This is a genomic window from Cellulosimicrobium sp. CUA-896, assembly GCF_001942335.1.
Taxonomy (GTDB): Bacteria; Actinomycetota; Actinomycetes; order Actinomycetales; family Cellulomonadaceae; genus Cellulosimicrobium.
The window spans coordinates 25,326-47,420 of the sequence record NZ_MKKH01000002.1; the positions used below are offsets into that span (position 1 = coordinate 25,326).

The following is a 22,095-nucleotide window of genomic DNA, read 5'->3' on the forward strand; positions in this document are numbered from 1 at the left end:
TCCCAGATCGGGTCGGCCTGGAACCGGCGCATGAGCGCCACCTGGGTACGGAACAGCGACTCCCACGTCTCGACGGCGAGACGGGCGCCGGCGCCGTGCGGGCGGGCCACGTCCCCGCCGCCCACGTCCCCGCCGGGCGAGTCGTCACCGGGCGCGTCGTCGCCCTCGGGCGTCCTCGCGTCGTCGGCCATGCGCCCTCCCGTCGCTGCGTCGCGGTCGACTGTAGTGCCGGCGACTCGTGGGCCGCGCGTGCTGGACGCGAGCGCCTCAGCGGCCGAGGCGCCGCTCGCGCTGCGAGTACGCGCGCAGCGCGCGCAGGTAGTCGACGCGCCGGAAGTCCGGCCAGTACGCCTCGCAGAAGTAGAACTCCGAGTGCGCGCTCTGCCACAGCAGGAACCCGCCGAGCCGCTGCTCGCCCGACGTGCGGATGACGAGCTCCGGGTCCGGCTGCCCCTTCGTGTACAGGTGCTCCTCGATGTGCTCGACGTCGAGGTTCTCCGCGAGGTCCTCCAGCCGCGCGCCCGCGTCGGCCTGCTCGCGCAGGTAGGACCGCACGGCGTCGGCGATCTCGTGCCGGCCCCCGTACCCGATCGCGACGTTCACCTGCAGGCCGTCGACGGCGGCCGTGCGCTGCTGCGCGTCGCGCAGGGCACCGGCGAGGCGCTCGGGCAGCAGGTCGAGGCGACCCATGACACGCAGCCGCCAGCGGCCGGTCTCCGCGAGGTCGCGCACGGCGTCCTCGATGATGTCGAGCAGCGCCGCGAGCTCCTCCTGGGAGCGCGCCAGGTTGTCGGTGGACAGCATCCACAGCGTCACGACCTCGACGCCGAGATCCTCGCTCCAGCCGAGGAACTCGTCGATCTTGTCGGCCCCACGGCGGTGCCCGGTCGCGGCGGTCTCCCCGAAGGACCGGGCCCAGCGACGGTTGCCGTCCAGGATGACGCCCACGTGCCGCGGGATGCCCTCGTGCGAGAGCGACGCGGCCAGGCGACGCTCGTAGAGCCGGTAGACGGGGTGGGGCAGGCGCACGACTCTTCCTCGGCGGTGGCTCGGCGACGGGTTCGACGGCGGCGGGCGCGGGCGCGCCTGCGCCCCGGCCGGACCGGCCTGCCACACCGTACTCCCACCGCCACCGCGGACGGGCCCGTCGTGCGAGCCGCGCAGCGCTCTGCCCAGGATCTTCACAGCGCTCGACACCGTCGACGCGCAGACCTACGCCCGCGTAACCTACGATGGCGTAGGTTCGCGACCGGGCCGCCCCCGCCTCGCGACCACGACCGTGCGAGCACCCCAGGAGGACCGGTGGCAGGACCGACGCCCGAGCGACCGCACGCGCACGCGACGGGCGCGGAGCCACGTCACGACGCGTCGACGACGGAGGACGGTTCCCACGCCCTCGACGCGGTCCGCGGCACCCTGACCGACGCGGTGACGCACGTCGCCGACGCCGTCAAGCCGCGGCTGCGCGGCTGGATCCACGCCGGCACGTTCCCCGTCGTGCTCGTCGCCAGCATCGTCCTCGTCGTGATCGCCCCGCCGGTCGCGGGCAAGGTCTCGTGCGCGATCTTCGGACTCACCGCGTGCCTGCTCTTCGGCACGAGCGCGGTGTACCACCGCGGCAGGTGGTCGCCCCGGGTCGCCGGCATCCTGCGCCGCGCCGACCACGCGAACATCTTCCTCATCATCGCGGGGACCTACACGCCGCTCGCGGTGCTCCTGCTGCCGCAGCGCACGGCCACGACCCTCCTGCTGGTCGTGTGGGGCGGCGCCCTGCTCGGCCTGCTCGCCCGCATCCTGTGGCTCCACGCGCCGCGGTGGGTCTACGTGCCGGTCTACGTCGCGCTCGGCTGGGTCGCCGTGGGCTACATGCCCCAGTTCTGGACCACCACGAACGGCCCGGCGATCGTGTGGCTCGTCGCCGCGGGCGGCCTGGCCTACACGCTCGGCGCCGTCGTCTACGGCATCAAGCGCCCGAACCCGAGCCCGCGCTGGTTCGGGTTCCACGAGATCTTCCACGTGCTCACCGTCATCGGGTTCGCGTGCCACTTCGTCGCGATCACCCTCGCGGCCGTCGCCGCGCGCTGACTCCCCTGCCCCCGGCGCGGGCGGGGTCCGCGCGGTCGGGTGCCACGGCGAACCCCGGCTTGTGCGCCTCTCAGGGTCGGATTCGGCAGACAACCCGGGGTTCGGCAACGCCCCCGGCGCACAATCCGGGCTCGGCGGCTCGACCGTCGACCGGCACCTCGAACCCCGGCTTGTGTACCTCTCAGGGTCGAGTTCGGCAGCCAACCCGGGGTTCGGAAACGCCCCCGGCGCACAACCCCGGGTTCGGCGGTCGACGGCGCCCGCGGCCGGTCAGTCCCGGGGGACGACGACGTAGCGGCGGTTCGCGAGGGACGGGTTCTGCTCCCGCACGGCGGCGAGCGCCGCGGGATCGAGGTCGGCCGTGCGCAGCTCGGCGCGCTCGCCGAGCTCGATCCCGACCTGACCGTCGGGGCCGACGAGGAGGGAGCGGCCGGTCACGCCCCGGCCCGCCTGCCCGACGGCCAGGACGACCGCGGTGTTCTCGATCGCGCGGGCGCGGGCGAGCGTGCGCCAGTGGTCGGCCTTCAGCGGGCCCGCGGCCCACGCCGCCGGGACGACGAGGACGTCGGCCCCCGCGTCGACGAGCCGGCGGGCGCTCTCCGGGAAGCGCAGGTCGTAGCACGTCATGACGCCGAAGGTGAGCCCGCCGACGTCGAGCACGAGCGGCGGCGCCGCCGGGTCGCCCGGCTCGAGCCGTTCGGACTCGCGGTGGCCGAACGCGTCGTAGAGGTGGACCTTGCGGTAGACGCCGACGAGACCGCCGTCGGCGTCGACCCCGACGACGGCGTTCACCGCGCGCGCCGGGTCGGACCCCGGCAGCAGGGTCCCGGCGACCGCCGCCACCCCGTGCTGCCGGGCCAGCCGGCGCAGCGTCGTGACGAACGGTCCGTCGAGGGGCTCGGCATTCTCGGGGCCGGTGCCGTGCGGGTCGAAGGCCGCGGCGTACTCGGGCAGCACGAGGAGGTCGGTGCCGACGCGGGCCGCGTCGCGGAAGACCGCGCCGACGGCGACGAGGTTCGCGGCGTGGTCCGCCGAGACCTCGACCTGGCCGATCGTGACCCGCACGCCACCCGTCACGTCAGCGTCCGCGGCCGGTGGACGTGCCCTCGCCGGGGTCGGCGTCGCCGGGCGCGTCGCCCGCCGGGCCTGCGTCGTCGGCGGGCCCCGCACCGCCGGGCCTCCGGGCGCCGCGCCGGTCCTCGACCGGGATGCCCCGGTCCTCGGCGTTGCGCCGCATGCGGCGCAGCTGGCGCGACAGCCCGAAGAACAGCGCGACGGCGGCCAGCGCGACGGCGAAGATCGCGAGGAAGCCCGCGAGCCCCGGCGAGACGTCGGTGGGCTCGAGCTCGGGGCGCAGCGGGTCCTCGGACGGGCTCGGGGCGGGCGTCGCGGTCTCGGCGACGACGTCCGCGGCCCAGCCGGGGCCGCCCGCGCCGGTGGACGCGTCGAGCTGCCCGCCGAGCAGCGGGACGGCGCCCGCCGCCGGGCTCACGCGGCGCTCCCGGAGCCCGTGGCGACGAGCTCCCGCACGCCCGCGAACAGGTCGTCCTCGGGCAGCTCGGTCGGGACGCGCGACTCCGCGAGCTCGTACTCCTCGAAGGGCCACACCTGGGCCTCGAGGTCGCGCGGGATGGCGAAGAAGAACCCCTCGGGGTCGATCTGCGAGGCGTGCGCGACGAGCGCGGCGTCGCGCTGGGGGTAGTACCGCGCCACCTCGACGCGCGTGGTGACCTCGCGCTCGGGGATCTCGCGCGCCGAGCGGGACTCGACCCAGTCGCCGAAGGGCGACTCGAGGCCGGCGCCCTGCATCGCCTCGTGCAGCGTGCGGATCCGGTTCATCGAGAAGTCGTGGTTGTAGTAGAGCTTGAGCGGCGACCAGGGCGCCGCGCCGCCGTCGCGGCGGTAGCGCTCGGGGTCGCCCGCGGCGTGGAACGCCTCGTACGCGACGCGGTGGCACATGACGTGGTCGGGGTGCGGGTAGCCGCCGGACGGGTCGTACGTCGTCACGACGTGGGGCCGGAACTCGCGCACCAGCTCGACGAGGGGCGCGGCCGCCTCCTCGAGCGGGACGAGACCGAACGAGCCCTCGGGCAGCGGGGGCAGCGGGTCGCCCTCCGGCAGGCCCGAGTCCACGAAGCCGATCCACTGCTGGCGCACGCCGAGCGCCCGCGCCGCGGCCGCCATCTCCTCCCGGCGCAGCGCCCGCATGCCCTCGACGTCCTGCGGCCCCTGCCCGAAGCTCGGGTTGAGGATGTCGCCGCGCTCCCCGCCGGTGCACGTCGCGACGAGCACGTCGACGCCCTCCGCCGCGTACCGCGCCGTCGTCGCGGCACCCTTGCTCGACTCGTCGTCGGGGTGCGCGTGGACGGCGAGGAGCCGCAGGCGCTCCGGCCCCTGCTCGCGGACGGGCGTCGGTCCGGCCGTGGGTTCGGCCACTGGTCCTCCCGGGTAGGTCGTGCGTCGCCGCACGGGCCCGCGCGCGCGGGCAGCGGCCTGTCGCGGCCGTGCCCCGGCACCCGCCGGGCTCTGCGAAGATGGTCGTGGACCATGATCCCTCACCCCGCCCACCGCTGACGAACCCCGGCCGCCGCCCCGAGCCGACGGTCGTCGCACCGGCCCCGACCCTGGACCGCACCGTGACGAACGAGACCACCGCCCCGCAGCCCGCACCGGGCGCCCCCGCGCGTCCGCCCGCGGGCCGCTACGGCCCGGAGCCGTCGGCGGCACGACGACGGCTCGCCGTCGTCGCGATCGCAGCCGCGGCGGTCGTGGGCCTGGCCGTGGTCGTCGTCATCGGCCTGCGCCTCGCCAGCGAGCCCGTGCGGCACGACATGGTCGGGTTCGACGTCGAGGGGCCCGAGCGCATCGAGGTGACCTTCGACGTGTCGATGGCCCCGGGCACCACGGCGCGCTGCACGATCGACGCGCTGGCCGAGAGCTATGCGCAGGTGGGCACGGTGGACGTCACCGTCGGGCCCGTCGAGACGCTCGAGTCGCGCTGGACGGTGGGGGTCGCCACGTCGGAGCTCGCCACGACAGGGGTCGTCGAGTCCTGCCGCGTCGTGGAGTGACCCGACGGGGCGGCTCGTGGCGTGACCCGTCCGGTCGCGGCCGGTGGCGCCGCCCCGGCGCGACGGCCCGGGACGCCGCCCGCCCTTTGCTATCCTGAGGGATTCCTGCGCAGGACCGCGCCCCGGACGCGCTCGGAACCGTCGTGACGACACCGTCGTGGCGGCGCCCGGCGTCCCGGCGTCCCCGGCGTCCAGGACCAGCCACGACGCGCTGCCACCCGGGCAGCGTCACCGACCCGGGCAGGCAGGCGCACCGCGAACCGCACGCGCCCTGGCTGCCCGCACCTGCACGGCCGCCCTGGCGCGGTCGTCGACCACGCAAGGAAGGAGCGGACCGTGACCGACACCTCTGTCACCTGGCTGACCCAGGAGGCGTACGACAGGCTGCAGGCGGAGCTGACCCACCTGTCCGGCGAGGGCCGCACCGAGATCGCCGAGCGCATCGCCGCGGCGCGCGACGAGGGCGACCTCAAGGAGAACGGCGGCTACCACGCGGCCCGCGAGGAGCAGGCGAAGAACGAGGCCCGCATCCGCGAGCTGACCGAGAAGCTGCGCAACGTGCAGATCGGCACGCCCCCGGACGACGGCAAGGTCGAGCCCGGCATGGTCGTCACCGCGCTCATCGCGGGCGACGAGATGACGTTCCTGCTCGGCTCGCGGGAGATCGCGGACACCACGGACCTCGACGTGTACTCCCCCACCTCGCCGCTCGGTTCCGCCATCGACGGCAGGTCGGTCGGCGAGGAGACGAGCTACACGGCGCCCAACGGCAACGAGATCGCCGTGAAGATCACGGACGCGAAGCCCTTCGAGGGCTGACGCCCGGCGCATGACGCCCGGCACCCGCTGCGGGTGCCGGGCCGTCGTGCGTCCCGGCCGGCTACGGTCCCGGTCGCTACGCCCCGGGCGCGCGACCGGACCGCTCGACGCGGTACCCGTCCGTCCGCAGGCGCGCCAGGAGCTCGTCGCAGTGCTCCGGCCCCTTGGTCTCGACCTGCATGCGCACCCACGCCTCGCCGAACCCCAGGCCGACGTCGGTGCGGTCGTGGTGGATGTGCATGACGTTGCCGCGCAGCGCGGAGATGACCTCGAGCAGGCCGGCGAGCGCGCCCGGGCGGTCGTCGAGCAGCACCTGGAGCTGGACGTACCGCCCGGCGGCGGTGAGGCCGTGGCGCACGACCCGCAGCAGGACGAGCGGGTCCACGTTCCCGCCCGAGAGCACGACGACGACCGGCCCCTCGAGCGGGCGGGGCACGTCCGGCGCGGGGGCCGGGTCCGTGGCGTCGAGCGCACGGGACGCCGCGAGCAGCGCCGCCACGCCCGCCGCCCCGGCGGGCTCGACGAGGAGCTTCGCGCGCTCGGCGACCATGAGCAGGGAGCGCGAGATGTCGTCCTCGCTCACCGTGCGCACCTCGACCCCGAGGCGTCGCAGGATGCCGAACGGCACCGCGCCCGGGGTGCCCACCGCGATCCCGTCGGCCATCGTGGCGGCGGCCCGGGACGTCGTCGGCTCGCCGGCGGCGAGGGACACCGGGTAGGCCGCGGCCCGCTCGGCCTGGACGCCGACGACGCGCACGTGCGGAGCCGCCTCGGCGAGCGTCGCGGCGAGGCCTGCGACGAGGCCGCCGCCGCCCAGCGGGGCGACCACGGTGCGCACGTCCGGGACCTGCTCGAGGATCTCCAGGGCGATCGTGCCCTGGCCCGCGACGACATCCGGGTGGTCGAACGGGTGCACGACGACCGCCCCGGTGCGCGCGGCCTCGGCGTGCGCGGCGGCGAGGGTCTCGTCGACGTCCTCGCCCACGAGGCGCACCTCGGCGCCGTACTGCCGTGTCGCCGCCACCTTCGGCAGCGCCGCGTCCACGGGCATGTAGACCACGGCACGGATGCCGAGCAGACCGGCGGCGAGCGCCACGCCCTGCGCGTGGTTGCCCGCGCTCGCGGCGACGACCCCGCGGGCCCGCTCGGCGGCGGACAGCCGGGCCATGCGCACGTACGCGCCGCGCACCTTGAACGACCCCGCGCGCTGGAGGTTCTCGCACTTGAGCAGCACCTCGACGCCGGCGGCCTCGCTGACCGCGCGCGACGTCTGGACGGGCGTCACCGTGGCGACGCCGTCGAGCAGCCGTGCCGCGTCGCGGACGTCGTCGAGCGCCGTCGGGGCGAGGGGTCCGCCGTCGGTCACGACGGGACGTCCTCGTCCGGCGCCTCGCCGGGCAGCGCGTCGCGACGCGCCGCCGCGGCGTCGCGCCAGCGGTAGCGGCGGCGCAGCACGGGCCCGGCCAGGTCGTCCTCCGCGCTCTCGACCACGGGTGGCTGGGGACTCCCCCGCACGACGACGCGGTCGTCGGTGCCGAGCTCGGGGAACTTGTCGTGGCCGTGCAGGTAGAGGACCACGGTGTTGAGGACCGCGGCGATCGGCACGGCGAAGAGCGCGCCCACGATGCCGGCGGCGAAGCTGCCGGCGGCGACCACGAGGATGACGGCGACGGGGTGCAGCGACACCGCGTGGCCCATGAGGAAAGGCTGCAGCACGTGCCCCTCGATCTGCTGGACGAGCAGCACGATGGCGAGCATGATCAGCGCCTGCGCCCAGCCCTGCGCCACGAGCACGACCAGCACCGCGATGGAGCCGGTGACGATGGCGCCGACGATCGGGATGAACGACCCGACGAACACGAGGATCCCGAGCGGCAGCGCGAGGCTCGGCACGAAGAACGCGGCGCCGACGCCGATGCCGACGGCGTCCACGGCGGCGACGAGGATCTGCGTGCGCGCGTAGGCGGACAGCGTGACGACCCCGCGACGGCCCGCCTGGTGCACGCGGTCGCGGGCGCGCAGCGGCAGGACGCCGACCACCCAGGACCAGATGCGCTTGCCGTCGAGCAGGAAGAAGAACGTGCAGAACAGCGCGATGAGCGCCCCCGCGAGCACGTGCCCGATGGTCGTGGCCGCGCCGAGCGCGCCGGACACGATGCTGTCCTGGTTCTCGGTGAGCGCCGACTGCGCCTGGTCGAGGTATGAGTTCAGCGTCACCGAGTCGACGCTCAGGGGTCCGTCGGCGAGCCAGTCGGTGAACTGCTCGAAGCCCTGCACGGCCTGGTCGCGCAGGTCCTGGAAGCCGCCGACGATCGACCGTCCGGCGACGGTCACGAGCGCCGCGACGACGACGACCAGCCCGAGGAGCGACAGCCCCGAGGCCCACCCGCGCGACATCCGCAGGCGCCGCTGGAGGACGCGCTGGACGGGCGTGAGCAGCACCGTCAGCAGCAGCGCGACGGCGACCGGGACGACGATGACCTTGAGCTGCACGACGAGCCAGCCGCCCGCCGCGATGGCGCCCCCGACGAGGAGCAGCCGCCACGACCACGACGCCGCGGAGCGGACCGACTCGGGGACCGTCACGGTGTCCGGACCGGCGGGCGGCAGCGGGGCGGGTTCGTCGTGCGGGCCGTTCTGCGAGGTCACAGCCACACCCTACGGGGAGGGCGGGGACGACCGCCCCGGCCCGCGGCGACGCGCCGTCGCCGCCACCGTCAGGACAGGGCGCGGTCGAGGTCCGCGAGGAGGTCGTCCACGTCCTCGATCCCCACCGAGAGGCGCACCAGGTCGTCGGGCACCTCGAGCGCGGACCCGGCGACCGACGCGTGCGTCATGCGGCCCGGGTGCTCGACGAGCGACTCCACCCCTCCGAGCGACTCCGCGAGCGTGAACACGCGCGTGCGCGAGCACACCTCGAGGGCCTTCGCCTCGCCGCCGGTGCGGAACGACACCATGCCGCCGAACCCGCTCATCTGGCGCGCGGCGGTCTCGTGCCCGGGGTGCGACGCGAGCCCGGGGTAGATCACCTGCGTCACCCCCGGGTGCTCGTCGAGGAACGCGGCGACGGCGGCGGCGTTCGCCTGGTGTCGGTCCATGCGCACGGCGAGCGTCTTGAGCCCCCGCAGGGTGAGCCACGCGTCGAAGGGGCCGGCGACAGCGCCCGACGAGTTCTGGTGGAAGCCGACGGCACCCGCCACGTCCGTCCCGCCCGCGGGCGAGCCCAGGCCGCCGGGGAGCTGTGCACCCGTGGCGACGACGAGGGCCCCGCCGACCACGTCGCTGTGCCCGCCGACGTATTTGGTCGTCGAGTGCACGACGACGTCCGCGCCGAGCGCGAGCGGCTGCTGGAGGTACGGCGTGGCGAACGTGTTGTCGACGACGAGCAGCGCCCCGGCGTCGTGCGCGAGGTCCGCGAGCGCCGAGATGTCGCTGATGCCGAGGAGCGGGTTGGTCGGCGTCTCGACCCACACGACCTTGGTCGCGCCGGGCCGCACGGCGGCCCGCACGCCGGACAGCGCCGCCTGCGCGTCTCCGGTGCCCGTCATGTCGACGGGCGTGTGCTCGACGCCCCACGGGCCGAAGACGCGGTGGACGAGCCGGTACGTGCCGCCGTACGCGTCGCCGGGGAACACGACGTGGTCGCCGGGCCGCAGCACGGCGCGCAGCAGCGTGTCCTCCGCGGCGAGGCCCGAGGCGAAGGCGAACCCGCGCGCAGGGGGCGTCCCGTCCGCGGCCGGGCGCAGCCCGCCGGACTCGGCGGCGGCGAGCGCCTCCTCGAGAGCGGTGCGCGTGGGGTTGGCCGAGCGGGAGTACTCGTAGCCGCCGCGCAGGCCGCCGACGCGTCCTGCTTGTACGTCGAGACCTGGTGGATGGGCGGCACGACGGCGCCCGTCGTCGGGTCCGGGTCCTGGCCGGCGTGGATCGCGCGCGTCGAGAAGCCGGTGGTGGTCCAGTCGGGGTGCTCGCTGCTCACCCGTCCAGCCTACGTGCCGTCCGGTCGCCTCCCGGGTGGGGGCCGCCGGCCTGGGCGGGACGGTGGGCCGACGGCACCGTGGGCCGCCGGGACGGACGGAGGCAGGCATGAGGATCGACCTCGAGGGCAGGACGGCGCTGGTCACGGGCTCGGCGCAGGGCATCGGGCTGGCGATCGCGCGCACGCTCGCCGCGTGCGGGGCGAGCGTTGTCGTGAACGGGCGGTCGGCCGGGACGGCGCAGCGCGCCGCGCGGGACGTGCGCGCGCACGTGCCGGGCGCGCAGGTCACCGGGATCGCCGCGGACCTCGCCACCGACGACGGTTCGGCCGCGATGCTCGACGCGGTGCCCGACGTCGACGTGCTGGTCAACAACCTGGGGATCTTCGCGAGCGAGGACCCGCTGGAGATCGACGACGACACGTGGCGCCGGTACCTGGAGGTGAACGTGCTCGCGGGCGTGCGGCTGACCCGCGCGTACCTGCCGGGGATGATGGAGCGCGGCTGGGGCCGGGTGCAGTTCATCGGCAGCGACTCGGCGGTCGCGATCCCCGCGGAGATGATCCACTACGGCGTGACGAAGACGGCGCTCCTCGCGTCTCGCGCGGGTTCGCGAAGGCGGCCGCCGGGACGGGCGTCACGGTGAACAGCGTGCTCGCCGGTCCGACGCACACCGGTGGCGTCGAGACGTTCGCGCGCGAGCTCGTCGGCGACGACCTGCCGTGGGACGAGGCGCAGCGCGTGTTCATGCGCGAGCACCGGCCGCAGTCGCTGCTGCAGCGGCTCATCGAGCCCGAGGAGATCGCCCACATGGTCGCCTACCTCGCGTCGCCGCTCGCGTCCGCGACGACGGGCGCCGCCGTGCGCGTCGACGGCGGCTACGTCGACGCGATCGTCCCGTAGCGTCCCGTCCCCGGGGACGGAACACCCCGGGGCCCCCGGGCGTTCACCCTGGTGCCGGCCGATGCGTCGTGGGCCCGGATCCGCGAGACGCTCGTCGAGGTCCCCCGTCACCGCCCCGGTCGACCGGCACCCCGTGGAGGAAGGTAAGCGATGAACTCGATCTTCGACGCCCTGTTCGGCGGCTCGGCCAAGACCACCATGGTCGCGCCGGAGGACACGCTCCCCGGCCGCCAGTCCCCCGTGCTGCACAACCCCGCCCCGCACACCGTGCTCGGCACGTCGATCACCGGCCCGTGGCCGGAGGGCACGCGCGTGCTGTACCTCGCGATGGGCTGCTTCTGGGGCGCGGAGGAGATCTACTGGCAGGTCCCGGGCGTGGTGAGCACCGCCGTCGGCTACATGGGCGGCACGACGCCGAACCCCACCTACGAGGAGGCGTGCTCCGCCCGCACGGGCCACACCGAGACGGCGCTCGTGGCGTACGACCCGACGAAGGTCTCGGAGGAGGAGCTGCTCAAGATCTTCTGGGAGCGCCACGACCCGACCCAGGCTACCGCCAGGGCAACGACGTCGGCACGCAGTACCGGTCCGCCGTGTACTGGACGACGCCCGAGCAGGAGCAGGCGGTCCGCGAGACGGCCGAGCGCTACGGCGAGGTGCTCGCCGCGAAGGGCTACGACCCGATCACGACGGAGATGAAGCCCGCCGCCGAGGCCGGCCCGTTCTACTACGCCGAGGACTACCACCAGCAGTACCTCGACAAGAACCCGAACGGCTACCGCTGCCACGCGACGACGGGCGTGCCGTTCCCGGACGCCGCCTGACCGCGACGGCCGGCCCGCCCGACGTGGCGCCTCAGCCGGGCCGGCCGTCGCGCGGGCCGAACACGCGCAGCGCCTCGGCGTCGCTCGCGGCGGACCGCACGAAGTACGCGGCCCACTCCGCGACGTCCGGGTAGCGGCTCCCGGCGACGACCTCGGCGACCGCCGCGTCGACGTCGACCTCGGTGTGCCGCAGCGACACCTGCCCGTCGTGCAGGAGCGCCCACGCACCGCCGGCACGCCCGTACGGCATCCCGACGCTGCCCGGGTTGACGACGAGGCGCCGGTCGACGAGCCGCACGAACGGCATGTGCGTGTGGCCGCACACGACCGTCCGGACGTCGGGGTCCAGGTCGGCGAGGACCTCGGCCCACCGGTCGAGCGAGGAGTCGACGAGGACCACCTCCTCGTCGTCGCGCGGCGTGCCGTGGCACACCACCACCCGCCCGAACCCGCGCACCGTGATCTCGACCGGGTGCGGCAGACAGGCGAGGAGCTCGACCTGGTCCGGCCGCAGCTGCGCCGCCGCCCACGGCACGACCGGGTCCGGGGCCGCCCCCGCGCCGTCGCGCGCCCACGCGACGAGCTCGCGGTCGGCGTTGCCGCGCACGAGCAGCGCGCGGTCGCCGAGCCCGACGAGCCGGTCCAGCACCTCGACCGGCTGCGGGCCCGCCGCGTGGTCGCCGGCGACCACGACGAGGTCCGCGCGCTGCACGTCGGGCTCGGCCAGCACGGCGTCGAGCACGGGCAGGACGCCGTGCACGTCCGACAGCACCGCGACCGTGCCGGCGTCGGCCACGTCGTCGCCGACGCCGGTGCTCGCGTCCCCGTGACGTCCCGTGCCCACGTCCACCACCTCCGGCCACACCGTCGCACGTGCGGCGCGCCACGACCAGAGGCCGGGTGGGCCGGGCCCTCGTCCCGCCCGTGGCGTCGCGACGTGGCACGGTGTGCGGGTGACGTCCTCTCCCGCTGCCGGTCCCCCGTCCACCGTGCCCGACGCCGGGCTCCCGCCGTGGGCGGTCGGCTCCCCCGTGCGCCTGCTCGCCGCGGCGCTCGTCGCGGGGTCCGCGGTGCTGCTGTTCGCGGTGCACGTGCGCCCGGTCGGCTACGTCCCGCTCGTCGCCGGGGTGGCGATCGGGTGGGCGGTCGACCGTGCGCTCGGGCGCGACCTCGCCCTGATCGGCCTGGGGATGGCGATCATCTCGGCGATCTCGCTCGAGGCCGACCTGTCGGACGCCGGCATGCTGCGCTTCGCGGTCGCGCTCTCCTCGGCGGTGCTCGTGCCGTGGGCGCTGTCGCGCTTCGCCTTCCGCGACCCGACCATCACGTTCCCGGTCGCGACGGGGCGGCGCTGGACGCGCGGGCAGCTCGTCTACCTCGCCGTGGTCGTCGTCGCGGGCTACCTGATCCTGCCGTTCTACTTCATCGGGTCGGGGGCGTACCGCAACTGGCCGGAGGTCACGGGCGGCCAGGAGATCGCGCGGCTCTTCGTCGGCGTCAACGCGGTCGGCATCTGGGACGAGCTGTTCTTCGTCTGCGTCGTCTTCGCCCTGCTGCGCAAGCACTTCGGGCTGTGGACCGCGAACCTGCTGCAGGCCACGGTCTTCGTCTCGTTCCTGTGGGAGCTCGGGTACCGCGAGTGGGGCCCGCTGCTGACGATCCCGTTCGCCCTGGTGCAGGGCTGGATCTTCTCGTGGAGCAAGTCCTTCACCTACGTGGTGGCGGTGCACCTGCTGTTCGACCTCGTGGTCTTCGGCGTGCTCGTGCACGCGCACCACCCCGAGCTGTTCGACGTGTTCGTCACCGCGCCGCGATGACGGGACGCTCCTAGCCTGGCCCCATGGAGCAGGTCCGGCGGGACGCGCGGCGTGCACGGGCGAGCGGCGAGGCGCACGGCCTCGACCGTGTGCTCGCGTTCGGCGACGCCGTCGTCGCGATCGCGATCACGCTCGTCGTGCTCCCCGTCGTCGACCGCGCGCTGGACGCCGGCTCGGCGCGCGAGTTCTTCGCCGAGAGCTGGGGCACGCTCGCGCCAGCCGGGATCAGCTTCGTCGTCATCGCGCTCTTCTGGCGCGTCCACCACTGGCTCTTCCTGCCCGCGACCGGCTACTCCGGCACCGTGCTCCAGCTCGAGATGCTCTGGCTCGCGTCGATCGTCGCGCTGCCCGTCGCGACGGTGCTCGACTTCACGTCCGGGGGCGGCGACCGGCTCGCGCTCGGCGTCTACATCGGGCTCATGCTCGTCAGCTCGCTGACGCTGCGCGCGGAGCGCGCGGTGCTCGTCCACCAGGGCTTCCTCGACGACGACCCGACCGAGACCGTGGTGGACCGCTGGGTCGGCGCCGTGCTGCTCGCCGTCGCGCTGGTGCTCGCCGTCCTCTTCCCGGACCAGGGTGCGGCCTGGCTGCTGGTCCTCCTGCTCGAGCGCCCGATCCGCGCGGTCGGCGGCCGGCGACGTCAGCCCGCGGCGCCGTCGCCGTCGAGCGGGGGGACGTAGAACGCCGTCGTCGCGGCGACGCGCGCCGCGACCGTCTCCGCGTCGAGGCCGTCGGACGCCGCGAGCGCCGCACCCCACGCCTCGCTGCTCGCCGTGTTGAACGCCCGCACCGCAGGGTCGGCCGCGACCTCCTCGGGCGTGCCCGGCAGGCCGCCGCCCCCGAGGTGCAGCGCGAGGCCGAGGAGCGCGCCGTCCCAGCCCACGCCGACGGCACCGGGTCCGAACTGGTCCCACATCTCCGGGGGCGTGACGGCGGTGTGCTCGAGCGTCAGCCGCGAGCCGTCGCCCGCGGGCTCGAGCCGCACGTCCACGACGGACGAGTCCTCCGGGCCCTGCGGGCCCATGCCCCACGTGACCTGCAGGTGCCGCGGGGCGTCGCAGACGCGGATCTCGCCGCTCGCGTTGCCCTCGACCTGGTAGGAGCCGCCCACGCGGAGCTCGCCCGTCACGGGCAGGAACCAGCGCGGGAGGCGCTCAGGGTTCGTCACGGCGTCCCACACGTCCTCGACGGCGGCGGGGTACGTCCGCGACAGCGTCACGACGCGCGCCTCGCCCGCCGGGAGCGTCCCGCTCCCGACCGCGCGCTGCACGGCCTCCAGCTCGGCGATGAGGTCCTTCATCCTGTCCTCCGTCCCGCCGGCCCCGTGCCGGTGGCCGGCTCCTCGTCGGTGGCCGACGGCGAGGCGCCGCCCGCCCCTGCCCTGCTGCCCGTGGTGGTCGCCTCGTCACGCCCGGCGAGGCGCCGCTCGCGCGCGCCCGGACGAGCTCGGTCCCGAGCGCGTCGAGCCGCTGCTCCCAGAACGTGCGGAGCCCGGCCGCCCAGTCCTCGACCTCGCCGAGCGGCGTCGGGTCGAGGGCGTAGAGACGACGCGTGCCCTCCGCACGGACCGTCGTGAACCCGTGCGTCCGCAGCACCTTGAGGTGCTGCGAGACCGCGGGCTGGCTGATGCCGAACTCCGCGCCGACGTCCGCCGCGATCTCCCCCGCGGCCCGCTCCCCCGCCGCGAGGACCTCGAGGATCCGCCGCCGGACCGGGTCGCCGAGGACGTCGAACGCTTCCACGTCTCCATCATGGAGCCTCGGCTTATATAAGTCAACAGTGATTCTACCGCGCAACGTCAGCGCGACCCCCCGTGAGCGCTGCACCCGTGCACGGACGCAGCGCTCGAGCGGCCGCACCCGCCCGACGCCCTCGCGTCGACGGCGACGGTCCGGCCGTGGCGTCAGCGGCGCCGGCCCCGTCCACGGCCGCCCGGCGCGCCACCCTTGCCGCCCTTTCCGCCCTTGCCGCCCTGACTGCCCTTGCCGCCCTTGCCGCCCTTGCCGTTCTTGCTGCCGCGAGCCGACCCGCGACCGCCCGACCCTCGCCGCCGGCACGGTCGCCGTCGCGCGGGGCCCTCGACGACCGCGCCGGACGCCCCGTCGCGGCGTCGCCGCCCGCACCCGCGCCGCCGGACGTCGCGGCGCGCCCGCGCGAGCTGTTGACCGTGCGCCCCCGCACGATCCCCACCATCTCCTCGACGAGGTCGTCGGCTCCGTCCGCGACCCACGCGAGCGCGACGGGGGCGGTCGGGGCTCCCTCGACCCGGCGGTGGACCACGTCCTTGCGGTGGTGCAGCCGCGCGAGCGACTGCGGCGCGACGAGGACGCCGACACCCGCCGCGACGAGGACGACGGCGTCGGCGGTCGTGGCCGGGCGCTCGACGGCGGGCCGGCCGGGCGGCACGGGCGCGTCGTCCGCGGCACCCGGCACACCCGGCGCACCCGCCCACGCGAGGACGTCGTCGACCGGGCGTAGGAGGACGTCGTCGGCGAGGTCGGCGAGCGCGACCGTCTCGTCCGGCTCGAGCGCGGCCAGCAGGTGGTCGCGCGGGACGAGGACGACGGGCGTCTCCTCGTAGAGCGGGATCGCGGCGAGCACGTCGCGGTCGACCGGCAGGCGCAGGATCGCGGCGTCGGCCTCGCCGTCGCGCAGCGCGCGCTCGGCGTCGGCGGCCTCGGTGGCGACGAGCTCGAGCGGGACGTCGGGGAGCCGCTCGCGCCACGTGCGCACCCACTTCGCCGGGGTCGCACCGGGCACGTACGCGAGCCGGAACACCCGCGCCCCGCCCCGGACGTCCTCGCCGTCGCGCCCCTGCTCGGGCGCCGACCGGTCACGCCCGGCATGCCCGAGGGCCGGTTCGGCCCCCGCCTCGTGCGGCACCGGTCCGCGCTCGTCCTCCACTCCCCCACCCTAGGCGGACCGCGCGGGCGCGCGCCCGCGCCACGACCGCGCGGGACCTGCCGGAGCGCCGCGAGCAACTACCCTGACCTCATGAGCCCCCAGCAGTCCGCGCAGTCGATGAAGCCCGCCACGGCGGCGAAGAAGCTCGGGGTGTACCTGCCCGCGACGCCGGAGGAGTTCCGGGCGGACACCGTGACGCGCGCGGAGCTCGACGAGCTCGAGAAGCACCCGCCGCAGTGGCTCAGCGACCTGCGCCGCAACGGACCGCACCCGCGGCCCGTGGTCGCCGGCCGCCTCGGCATCTCGATCTCCGGCCTCGCGCGCGGCGGCGTCACGGAGCCGCTGACGACCGAGCAGATCAACGAGCTCCGCGAGGACCCGCCCGAGTGGCTCGTGCGCGAGCGCGAGACGCAGGCGAAGGTCCGCGCCGAGGAGGACAGGGTCGCGGCGGAACGGGCGAAGAAGGCCTGACCGTCGGCGACCTCCGCGACGTCGGCGCTCGTCAGCCGGCGGACCCGGCGGCCCGATCGGTGTGGCCGAGCGACAGGTCGGGCGCGACGGCGTCGCGCACGCGCCGCTTGAGGTCGGGGATCTCGGGGAACCCGCCGTCGGTCCTGCGGTCCCACAGGAGCACCGGGCCGCTGCCCGCGTCGAGCGTGACGCGGAAGACGCCGTCCGTCCCCGGCACGAGCGCGACCTCGCCGAGCCGCGTGCGGAACGTCTGGAGCAGCTCCTGAGCCACCCAGGCCGCGCGCAGCAGCCACCGGCACTGCGTGCAGTACTCCACGGCCACGCGGGCGTCCCCGCGCGGCACGGTCGCGTCGGGCGCGGTGCTCCCGGCGGGGTGCGGTGGAGGGGCGGAGGGCGGGGCGTCGTCGGTCATGACGCCCAGCCTAGGCAGGGCGCGGGCTCTCCCGCTGCGCCTCACGCGTCGCGCTCGGCGGGCAGCCGGCCGCTCGCGACCGCCGCCTCCAGCAGCGCGTGGTCGTTCTCCACGACGTCCGCGTACGCGCGGGCCCATGCGGCGACGGCGTCGTCGAACGCGTCGGACCGCCCGAGGTACCCGTGGACGACGCGCGCGCCCGGCGACTGGCTGTGCGCGCGAGCGAGCACCCGGCCGCAGAAGCCGCCGAACCGCGCGAGCTGCACGGGCGTGAGACGGTCCAGCTCCACCGCGCCCTTCATGTCGCGGAACTGCCGCCAGTAGTAGTCGACCCGGCGCCCGAGCGGGCTCTCGTCGGCCTCGACGGTCGTCCACCCGAGGAACGGGTCCGAGTGCGCCTGGAGGATGCGCTGCGCGGCGACGACGCGCCGACCTGCGCGGGGACGCCTCCGACCGGGACGAGCCCCGACGGCAGCGCGTCGGCCGTCCCGCCGTACGTCGCGAGCACGGACGGCACCGCCTCCTTGACCTGGAGCACCAGCGGCTCCCCCGCCGGCCCCTCGAGCAGCACGATGTAGCACCGGGTCCCGACGCTGCCGACACCGACGACGCGCAGCACGTGGTCGACGAGCGTGAACTGCCCGAGGAGCAGGCGCACGTCCGCGCGCAGCGGCTCGCGGTAGCGCTCGAACAGCGTCGTGAGCTGCTCGACCGTGGCGTGCTCGACGTGCTGGGTGACCGGCGGCTGGTCGACGATCCGGGTCCGGCCGTCGGCGGTGCGCGTCGTGATCCGGCGGACCACGCGCTCGGACGTGCGCCGTCGCGCCTTGCGCACGGTGCGCCGCAGCTCCTCGCGGCCGGCCTCCTCGAGCATCGGCGCGACCGCCTCGACCTCGACCTGGAACGCGAAGCGCTCGACGGCGCTCAGGGAGAGCAGCTCGTCCAGGGCCTCGCGGTACCCGCGCACCGCGAGGCGCGCCGCCGCGCCGCACTGCTCCTCCGTCATGCCCTTGTCGCGCCCGGCGACGTGCATGCTCGCGGCGAGGCGCTTGACGTCCCACTCCCACGGCGCGTCGCCGGCCTCGTCGAAGTCGTTGAGGTCGAAGACGACGCGCCGCTCGGGCGAGGCGAACAGGCCGAAGTTCGCCACGTGCGCGTCACCGCACGCCACGACGGCGACCCCGGTCCGCGGAGCTCCCCGCAGGTCGGCCGCCATGATCGCGGCGACCCGCGGTACCAGGCGAACGGCGACTCCAGCATGCGCCCGACGCGCAGCGGCACGAGCTCGGGGAGCCGCTCCGCGTTCTGCGCGGCGACGACCGCGACGGGGTCGCGCGCGGGGAGCGCCAGCTCCGCGTGGCTGCGTCGCGGCACGCGGTCGCGCAGCGCACGCCCGGCGGCTCGCGACGCCGCGAGCGTCCTCGGGACCTCCATCGCCCCACCTCCCCGCACCTGGTCGCAGGCTAGCGCCCGGCGCCCCGTGGTGCAGGGCCGTCGCGCGGGGTCGGGGAGACTGGTCCGGTGACCAGCAGCCCTGCCGACCTCGCCGACGTCCTCGACCGGCTCGGGACGGGCGACCCCGGGCCCCGGCGGGAGGACTCCCCCGTCGCCGTGGACGCCGCCGACCGGCTCCTGCTCCGCGAGGCGGCCGGACACCTCGCCGACGCCGGTGCGGGCGCGGTCGCGGTCGTCGACGACCGGTACGGCGCGCTGACGCTGGGTGCCGTCGCGCTCGTCGGCGTGCGCGACGGACGCCGGGGCGCGGACACCGACCGGGCCCTCGTCCGGGTGCACCAGGACGCCTGCACGGCCGCGGCCGCGCTCGACGCGAACGCCGTCGCGCTCGACCTCCGCGGCACGTACACCCGGCACGGTCTCGGCCCCGACCTCCTCGCCGGGGCCCGCGTCGTCCTGCTGCGGCTCCCCCGCGGCCTGGCGGCGCTGCGCGACGTCGCGGAGCACGTCGCGCGGGACGCGGACCCGGGCGTCGTCCTGCTCGCCGTCGGGCGGGTGAAGCACATGACGCCGGCGATGAACGACGTGCTGGGCGAGTCGTTCGCCGACGTGCGGGCGAGCCGCGGGAGCGGCAAGTCGCGCGTGCTCGTGGCGCGCTCGCCGCGTACGGGCCGGCCGCTCACGTACCCGGTCACGGCCTCGCTGCCCGACGTCGGGCTGACGGTCGCCGCGTACGGCGCCGCGTTCGCCGGGGCGGGGCTCGACCTCGGCACCCGGTTCCTCGTCGAGACGATCGAGGGCGCCGGCGCGGGCGCCCTCGGTGGACCGGCGCCCGACGGACCGGGCGGGCCGGCGGCGTCGACGGACGTCGTCGACCTCGGGTGCGGGACCGGGATCCTCGCGACCTGGGCGGCGCGGCGGTGGCCGGCGGCGCGCGTGGTCGCGACCGACCGCTCGGACGCCGCCGTGCGTTCCGCCGCGCTCACGGCGCGGGTCAACGGCGCGTCGGGGCGCGTGCTCGTCGTGCAGGACGACGCCGGGGCGTCCCTCCCGGACGCGGGCGCCGACGTCGTCCTGCTCAACCCGCCGTTCCACGAGGCGCGGCGTTGCGCACCGGGACCGCGCCCCGGATGTTCGCCGCTGCCGGGCGGCTCCTGCGCCCCGGCGGCGAGCTGTGGTGCGTGTGGAACTCGCACCTGCGCTACCGGCCGGCGCTCGAGCGTGCGGTCGGCCCGACCGCCCAGGTCGGGCGCGACCGGCGCTTCACGGTGACGCGCAGCACGCGCCGCTGAGGGTCGTGGCCGCGCGTCCCGGTCGGTCAGGTGGAGCGCGCCGTCACTGCACGTCGACGACGTCGACCACGAAGACGAGGGTGTCCGTGCCGCCGATGCCGGCCTGCGGCACGCCGCGCTGGCCGTACCCGTGCTCCGGCGGGATCGAGAGCAGGACGCGCGAGCCGACGTTCTGCCCGACGAGGCCCTTGTCCCAGCCACCGATGACGGCGTTCACGCCGATCGGGAACGCGATGGTGTCGCCGCGGTCGTAGGAGTTGTCGAACACCTGGCCGCCCCACACCTGGCCGAGGTAGTGCACGACGATGTTGCGCCCGGCGGTGACCGCCGGCCCGGAGCCCTCGCTGAGCACGACGACCTGGAGGCCGTCGGGCGCCCCCGACTCGGGGAAGGTGAGGGCCGGCTTCTCGCCGAAGGACCCGGACGCGGTCGGGAGGGTGGGCTGGTCGGTCAACGAGGTTGCCTCTCGTCGATGTGCCGCGAGCGGGTTGCCCGGGCGCGGGCGCGGCGGACGCCGCGGCCCCTCACCCTACGCGGAGAGCGCGTTCCGCACCGGGGTCTTGCACTGCGTGGCTAATAGCATTAGCCTGTGGGCTATGACTCGATCACCGCTCTCGACGGACGTCCGGTTCCTCCCCCGGCCCGAGGGCCGCCTCGCGTACACCGACCAGGGCGCCGGCCCCCTCGTGGTCGCCGTCCCCGGCATGGGCGACGTGCGCTCGACGTGGGACGACGTCGTGCCCCCGCTCGTCGCGGCCGGCCACCGCGTCGTCGTCATGGACCTGCGCGGCCACGGCGACAGCGACACCACGTTCCGCACGCACGGCGACGAGGCGACGGCCTCGGACTACGTCGCGCTCGTCGAGCACCTCGGCGCCGGGCCGGCCGTCCTGATGGGCAGCTCGATGGCCGCGTCGGCCGCCGTCGTCGCCGCGGCCGACCGCCCCGATCTCGTGCGCGGCCTCGTGCTCGTCGACGGCTTCCTCCGCGCAAACGGCTCGGCCCTCGCGCAGCGCGCGATGCGCGTGCTCTTCCGGCTCGCGCTCGCCCGCCCCTGGGGCCCGGCGGTGTGGTCGGCGTTCTACGGGTCGCTCGCCAAGGGCCGCCGCCCGGCGCGGCTCGCGCAGCACCGGGCGGCCGTCCGCGCGAACCTGCGCGACCCCGCACGCCTGCGCTCGTTCCGGGACCTGACCCTGCAGCTCGACCACGCGGTCGTCGAGCCCCGCCTCGCTCACGTGCAGGCGCCCGCGCTCGCCGTGTTCGGCGCGCTCGACCCCGACTACGGCGACCCTGCCGCCGAGGCGGCGTTCGCCGAGCGGTCGGTCGGCGCGACGACGCTCGTCCTGCCCGACGTGGGTCACTACCCGCAGATCCAGGCCCCCGACGAGCTCGTCGCCGCGGTCCTCGCCCACCTGGCGACGCTCCCCGCGCACGTGCCGGGCGCGGGGTCCGAGGAGGGCGGACGTGCCTAGGGCGGGCCTGTCGCGCGGCGCCGTCGTGCGCGTCGCGCTGGACCTCGTGGACGGCGGCGGCCCCACCGGCTTCGCGGACCTCACGCTCGCGAAGGTCGCGGCCCAGGCGGGCGTCGCCACACCGAGCCTGTACAAGCACGTGGGCTCGCTCGCGGCGCTGCGGCGCGAGGTGTCGACCGTCGCGGTCGACGAGCTCAACGCCGCGATGACGGAGGCCACGGTCGGCCTCTCGGGGCCGGAGGCCGTCGAGGCGCTCGCCCACGCGATGCGGGGCTTCGCCCGGTCGCGGCCGGGCCGGTGGGCCGCCGCCCAGGCGGCGCCCGACCCGGACGACCCGGCCGACGCCGCGCTGTCGGCCGCCGCGGACCGCTCGGTCCGCACGGTGGCGGCCGTGCTGCGCGGCTTCGACCTGCCCGAGGCCCGCACGGTCGACGCGATCCGGTCCGTGCGGGCCGGCGTGCACGGCTTCGTCACGCTCGAGCTCGCGGGCGGGTTCCGGCTCCCGCAGGACCTCGACGCGAGCTTCGCGACCCACGTCGCGATGATGCTGGCCGGGCTCGAGCGGGTCGCGCAGGACTCGTGACGTCCGCGCCGGA

General features: G+C 75.9%; 21 protein-coding genes and 5 pseudogenes. 11 read left to right on the forward strand and 15 right to left on the reverse strand.

Annotated elements, in window-relative coordinates; all coding sequences use genetic code 11:
• Window positions 1-267: 267 nt before the first annotated feature.
• Entirely contained in the window at window positions 268-1,029 is a 762-nt protein-coding gene (locus tag BJF88_RS00580) for an isoprenyl transferase (protein ID WP_075827407.1), read from the reverse strand.
• Window positions 1,030-1,416: 387 nt separating this feature from the next.
• On the opposite strand from BJF88_RS00580, the gene BJF88_RS00585 reads away from it, so the two are divergent.
• Window positions 1,417-2,085: a hemolysin III family protein gene (locus BJF88_RS00585; RefSeq protein WP_075827408.1), complete on the forward strand. Its 669-nt coding sequence runs from the start codon at window positions 1,417-1,419 to the stop codon at window positions 2,083-2,085.
• Between the two features lie 270 nt (window positions 2,086-2,355).
• Here the strand turns inward: BJF88_RS00585 and BJF88_RS00590 are convergent, their stop codons facing one another.
• The 3 genes from BJF88_RS00590 to mca are packed head-to-tail and all read right to left on the reverse strand — an operon-like array spanning window position 2,356 to window position 4,521.
• A complete protein-coding gene (locus tag BJF88_RS00590) occupies window positions 2,356-3,150 on the reverse strand; it encodes a carbon-nitrogen hydrolase family protein (RefSeq protein ID WP_075827409.1) in 795 nt (264 codons plus the stop codon).
• A 13-nt stretch (window positions 3,151-3,163) separates the two neighbouring features.
• On the reverse strand, window positions 3,164-3,577 hold the full coding sequence (locus BJF88_RS00595; protein ID WP_075827363.1) for a hypothetical protein: 414 nt from the start codon (window positions 3,575-3,577) through the stop codon (window positions 3,164-3,166).
• Window positions 3,574-4,521, reverse strand: a complete 948-nt coding sequence (gene mca, locus BJF88_RS00600; protein ID WP_075827364.1) for a mycothiol conjugate amidase Mca — start codon at window positions 4,519-4,521, stop codon at window positions 3,574-3,576. Before mca ends, BJF88_RS00595 begins: the two co-directional genes overlap by 4 nt.
• Window positions 4,522-4,721: 200 nt before the next feature.
• Here mca and BJF88_RS00605 point away from each other — a divergent pair, with 200 nt between their 5' ends.
• Together BJF88_RS00605 and greA are read left to right on the forward strand one after the other, a co-directional pair.
• Complete coding sequence (locus BJF88_RS00605; RefSeq protein WP_075827410.1) at window positions 4,722-5,156, forward strand: DUF4307 domain-containing protein; 435 nt, start codon at window positions 4,722-4,724, stop codon at window positions 5,154-5,156.
• A 336-nt stretch (window positions 5,157-5,492) separates the two neighbouring features.
• Window positions 5,493-5,975 carry a transcription elongation factor GreA gene (greA, locus tag BJF88_RS00610; RefSeq protein ID WP_075827365.1) on the forward strand — a complete coding sequence of 161 codons (483 nt, stop codon included), beginning with the start codon at window positions 5,493-5,495 and terminating at the stop codon, window positions 5,973-5,975.
• A 76-nt stretch (window positions 5,976-6,051) separates the two neighbouring features.
• Here the strand turns inward: greA and ilvA are convergent, their stop codons facing one another.
• The 3 genes and pseudogenes from ilvA to BJF88_RS00625 all read right to left on the reverse strand — a co-directional run bounded on the left by ilvA (window position 6,052) and on the right by BJF88_RS00625 (window position 9,951).
• Window positions 6,052-7,341, reverse strand: a complete 1,290-nt coding sequence (ilvA, locus tag BJF88_RS00615; RefSeq protein WP_075827366.1) for a threonine ammonia-lyase — start codon at window positions 7,339-7,341, stop codon at window positions 6,052-6,054.
• Window positions 7,338-8,624 carry an AI-2E family transporter gene (locus BJF88_RS00620; RefSeq protein ID WP_369824427.1) on the reverse strand — a complete coding sequence of 429 codons (1,287 nt, stop codon included), beginning with the start codon at window positions 8,622-8,624 and terminating at the stop codon, window positions 7,338-7,340. The genes ilvA and BJF88_RS00620 overlap by 4 nt, the downstream gene beginning before the upstream one ends.
• Before the next feature lie 68 nt (window positions 8,625-8,692).
• Window positions 8,693-9,951 (reverse strand): annotated as a pseudogene (locus BJF88_RS00625) (cystathionine gamma-synthase).
• 107 nt (window positions 9,952-10,058) lie between these two features.
• Here BJF88_RS00625 and BJF88_RS00630 point away from each other — a divergent pair.
• Window positions 10,059-10,852: pseudogene (locus BJF88_RS00630) on the forward strand (SDR family NAD(P)-dependent oxidoreductase).
• A gap of 150 nt (window positions 10,853-11,002) precedes the next feature.
• Window positions 11,003-11,676, forward strand: a pseudogene (gene msrA / locus BJF88_RS00635) (peptide-methionine (S)-S-oxide reductase MsrA).
• Between the two features lie 31 nt (window positions 11,677-11,707).
• On the opposite strand, the gene BJF88_RS00640 reads toward msrA, so the two are convergent.
• Window positions 11,708-12,520 (reverse strand): metallophosphoesterase, encoded by an 813-nt coding sequence (locus tag BJF88_RS00640; RefSeq protein WP_255371609.1) that lies wholly within the window; start codon window positions 12,518-12,520, stop codon window positions 11,708-11,710.
• 145 nt (window positions 12,521-12,665) lie between these two features.
• On the opposite strand from BJF88_RS00640, the gene BJF88_RS00645 reads away from it, so the two are divergent.
• Complete coding sequence (locus BJF88_RS00645) at window positions 12,666-13,493, forward strand: CPBP family intramembrane glutamic endopeptidase (RefSeq protein WP_075827367.1); 828 nt, start codon at window positions 12,666-12,668, stop codon at window positions 13,491-13,493.
• A 23-nt stretch (window positions 13,494-13,516) separates the two neighbouring features.
• Window positions 13,517-14,173, forward strand: a complete 657-nt coding sequence (locus BJF88_RS00650; RefSeq protein ID WP_075827368.1) for a TMEM175 family protein — start codon at window positions 13,517-13,519, stop codon at window positions 14,171-14,173.
• Here BJF88_RS00650 and BJF88_RS00655 read toward each other — a convergent pair.
• From BJF88_RS00655 to BJF88_RS00665, 3 genes are read right to left on the reverse strand one after another with little or no spacing between them, the layout of a single operon-like run.
• On the reverse strand, window positions 14,134-14,763 hold the full coding sequence (locus BJF88_RS00655; protein WP_369824430.1) for an SRPBCC family protein: 630 nt from the start codon (window positions 14,761-14,763) through the stop codon (window positions 14,134-14,136). The two genes, BJF88_RS00650 and BJF88_RS00655, sit on opposite strands and share 40 nt — an antisense overlap.
• Window positions 14,648-15,352, reverse strand: a complete 705-nt coding sequence (locus BJF88_RS22775) for an ArsR/SmtB family transcription factor (protein ID WP_369824428.1) — start codon at window positions 15,350-15,352, stop codon at window positions 14,648-14,650. The genes BJF88_RS00655 and BJF88_RS22775 overlap by 116 nt, the downstream gene beginning before the upstream one ends.
• The gene (locus BJF88_RS00665) at window positions 15,279-16,397 is read right to left on the reverse strand and encodes a LysR family transcriptional regulator substrate-binding protein (RefSeq protein ID WP_255371610.1); all 1,119 of its coding nucleotides are present in this window, start codon (window positions 16,395-16,397) and stop codon (window positions 15,279-15,281) included. Before BJF88_RS00665 ends, BJF88_RS22775 begins: the two co-directional genes overlap by 74 nt.
• Before the next feature lie 90 nt (window positions 16,398-16,487).
• Here BJF88_RS00665 and BJF88_RS00670 point away from each other — a divergent pair, with 90 nt between their 5' ends.
• Entirely contained in the window at window positions 16,488-16,868 is a 381-nt protein-coding gene (locus BJF88_RS00670) for a DUF5997 family protein (protein WP_075827370.1), read from the forward strand.
• 31 nt (window positions 16,869-16,899) lie between these two features.
• Here the strand turns inward: BJF88_RS00670 and BJF88_RS00675 are convergent, their stop codons facing one another.
• The 3 genes and pseudogenes from BJF88_RS00675 to BJF88_RS00680 form a co-directional block, all read right to left on the reverse strand.
• Complete coding sequence (locus tag BJF88_RS00675; RefSeq protein WP_083648742.1) at window positions 16,900-17,280, reverse strand: SelT/SelW/SelH family protein; 381 nt, start codon at window positions 17,278-17,280, stop codon at window positions 16,900-16,902.
• A gap of 41 nt (window positions 17,281-17,321) precedes the next feature.
• Window positions 17,322-17,687 carry a DUF2252 family protein gene (locus BJF88_RS20095; protein WP_255371622.1) on the reverse strand — a complete coding sequence of 122 codons (366 nt, stop codon included), beginning with the start codon at window positions 17,685-17,687 and terminating at the stop codon, window positions 17,322-17,324.
• Window positions 17,579-18,714: pseudogene (locus BJF88_RS00680) on the reverse strand (DUF2252 domain-containing protein). The gene BJF88_RS20095 and the pseudogene BJF88_RS00680 overlap by 109 nt, the downstream one beginning before the upstream one ends.
• 597 nt (window positions 18,715-19,311) lie before the next feature.
• Between BJF88_RS00680 and BJF88_RS22780 the strand changes: the two are divergent.
• Window positions 19,312-20,027 (forward strand): annotated as a pseudogene (locus BJF88_RS22780) (class I SAM-dependent methyltransferase).
• A 43-nt stretch (window positions 20,028-20,070) separates the two neighbouring features.
• Here BJF88_RS22780 and BJF88_RS00690 read toward each other — a convergent pair.
• Window positions 20,071-20,481: an FKBP-type peptidyl-prolyl cis-trans isomerase gene (locus tag BJF88_RS00690; protein ID WP_075827371.1), complete on the reverse strand. Its 411-nt coding sequence runs from the start codon at window positions 20,479-20,481 to the stop codon at window positions 20,071-20,073.
• Window positions 20,482-20,623: 142 nt separating this feature from the next.
• On the opposite strand from BJF88_RS00690, the gene BJF88_RS00695 reads away from it, so the two are divergent.
• Both BJF88_RS00695 and BJF88_RS00700 read left to right on the forward strand, forming a co-directional pair.
• The gene (locus BJF88_RS00695; RefSeq protein WP_075827372.1) at window positions 20,624-21,499 is read left to right on the forward strand and encodes an alpha/beta fold hydrolase; all 876 of its coding nucleotides are present in this window, start codon (window positions 20,624-20,626) and stop codon (window positions 21,497-21,499) included.
• Window positions 21,492-22,082, forward strand: coding sequence for a TetR/AcrR family transcriptional regulator (locus BJF88_RS00700; protein ID WP_075827373.1), 591 nt, complete (start codon window positions 21,492-21,494; stop codon window positions 22,080-22,082). Before BJF88_RS00695 ends, BJF88_RS00700 begins: the two co-directional genes overlap by 8 nt.
• Window positions 22,083-22,095: the final 13 nt, after the last annotated feature.

Bases quoted from the DNA above. Each gene is read 5' to 3' on its own strand.
- BJF88_RS00670 (WP_075827370.1), top strand. From the start codon at position 16,488: ATGAGCCCCCAGCAGTCCGCGCAGTCGATGAAGCCCGCCACGGCGGCG.
- BJF88_RS00650 (WP_075827368.1), top strand. From the start codon at position 13,517: ATGGAGCAGGTCCGGCGGGACGCGCGGCGTGCACGGGCGAGCGGCGAG.
- BJF88_RS00695 (WP_075827372.1), top strand. From the start codon at position 20,624: ATGACTCGATCACCGCTCTCGACGGACGTCCGGTTCCTCCCCCGGCCC.
- BJF88_RS00675 (WP_083648742.1), bottom strand. From the start codon at position 17,280: ATGACCGACGACGCCCCGCCCTCCGCCCCTCCACCGCACCCCGCCGGG.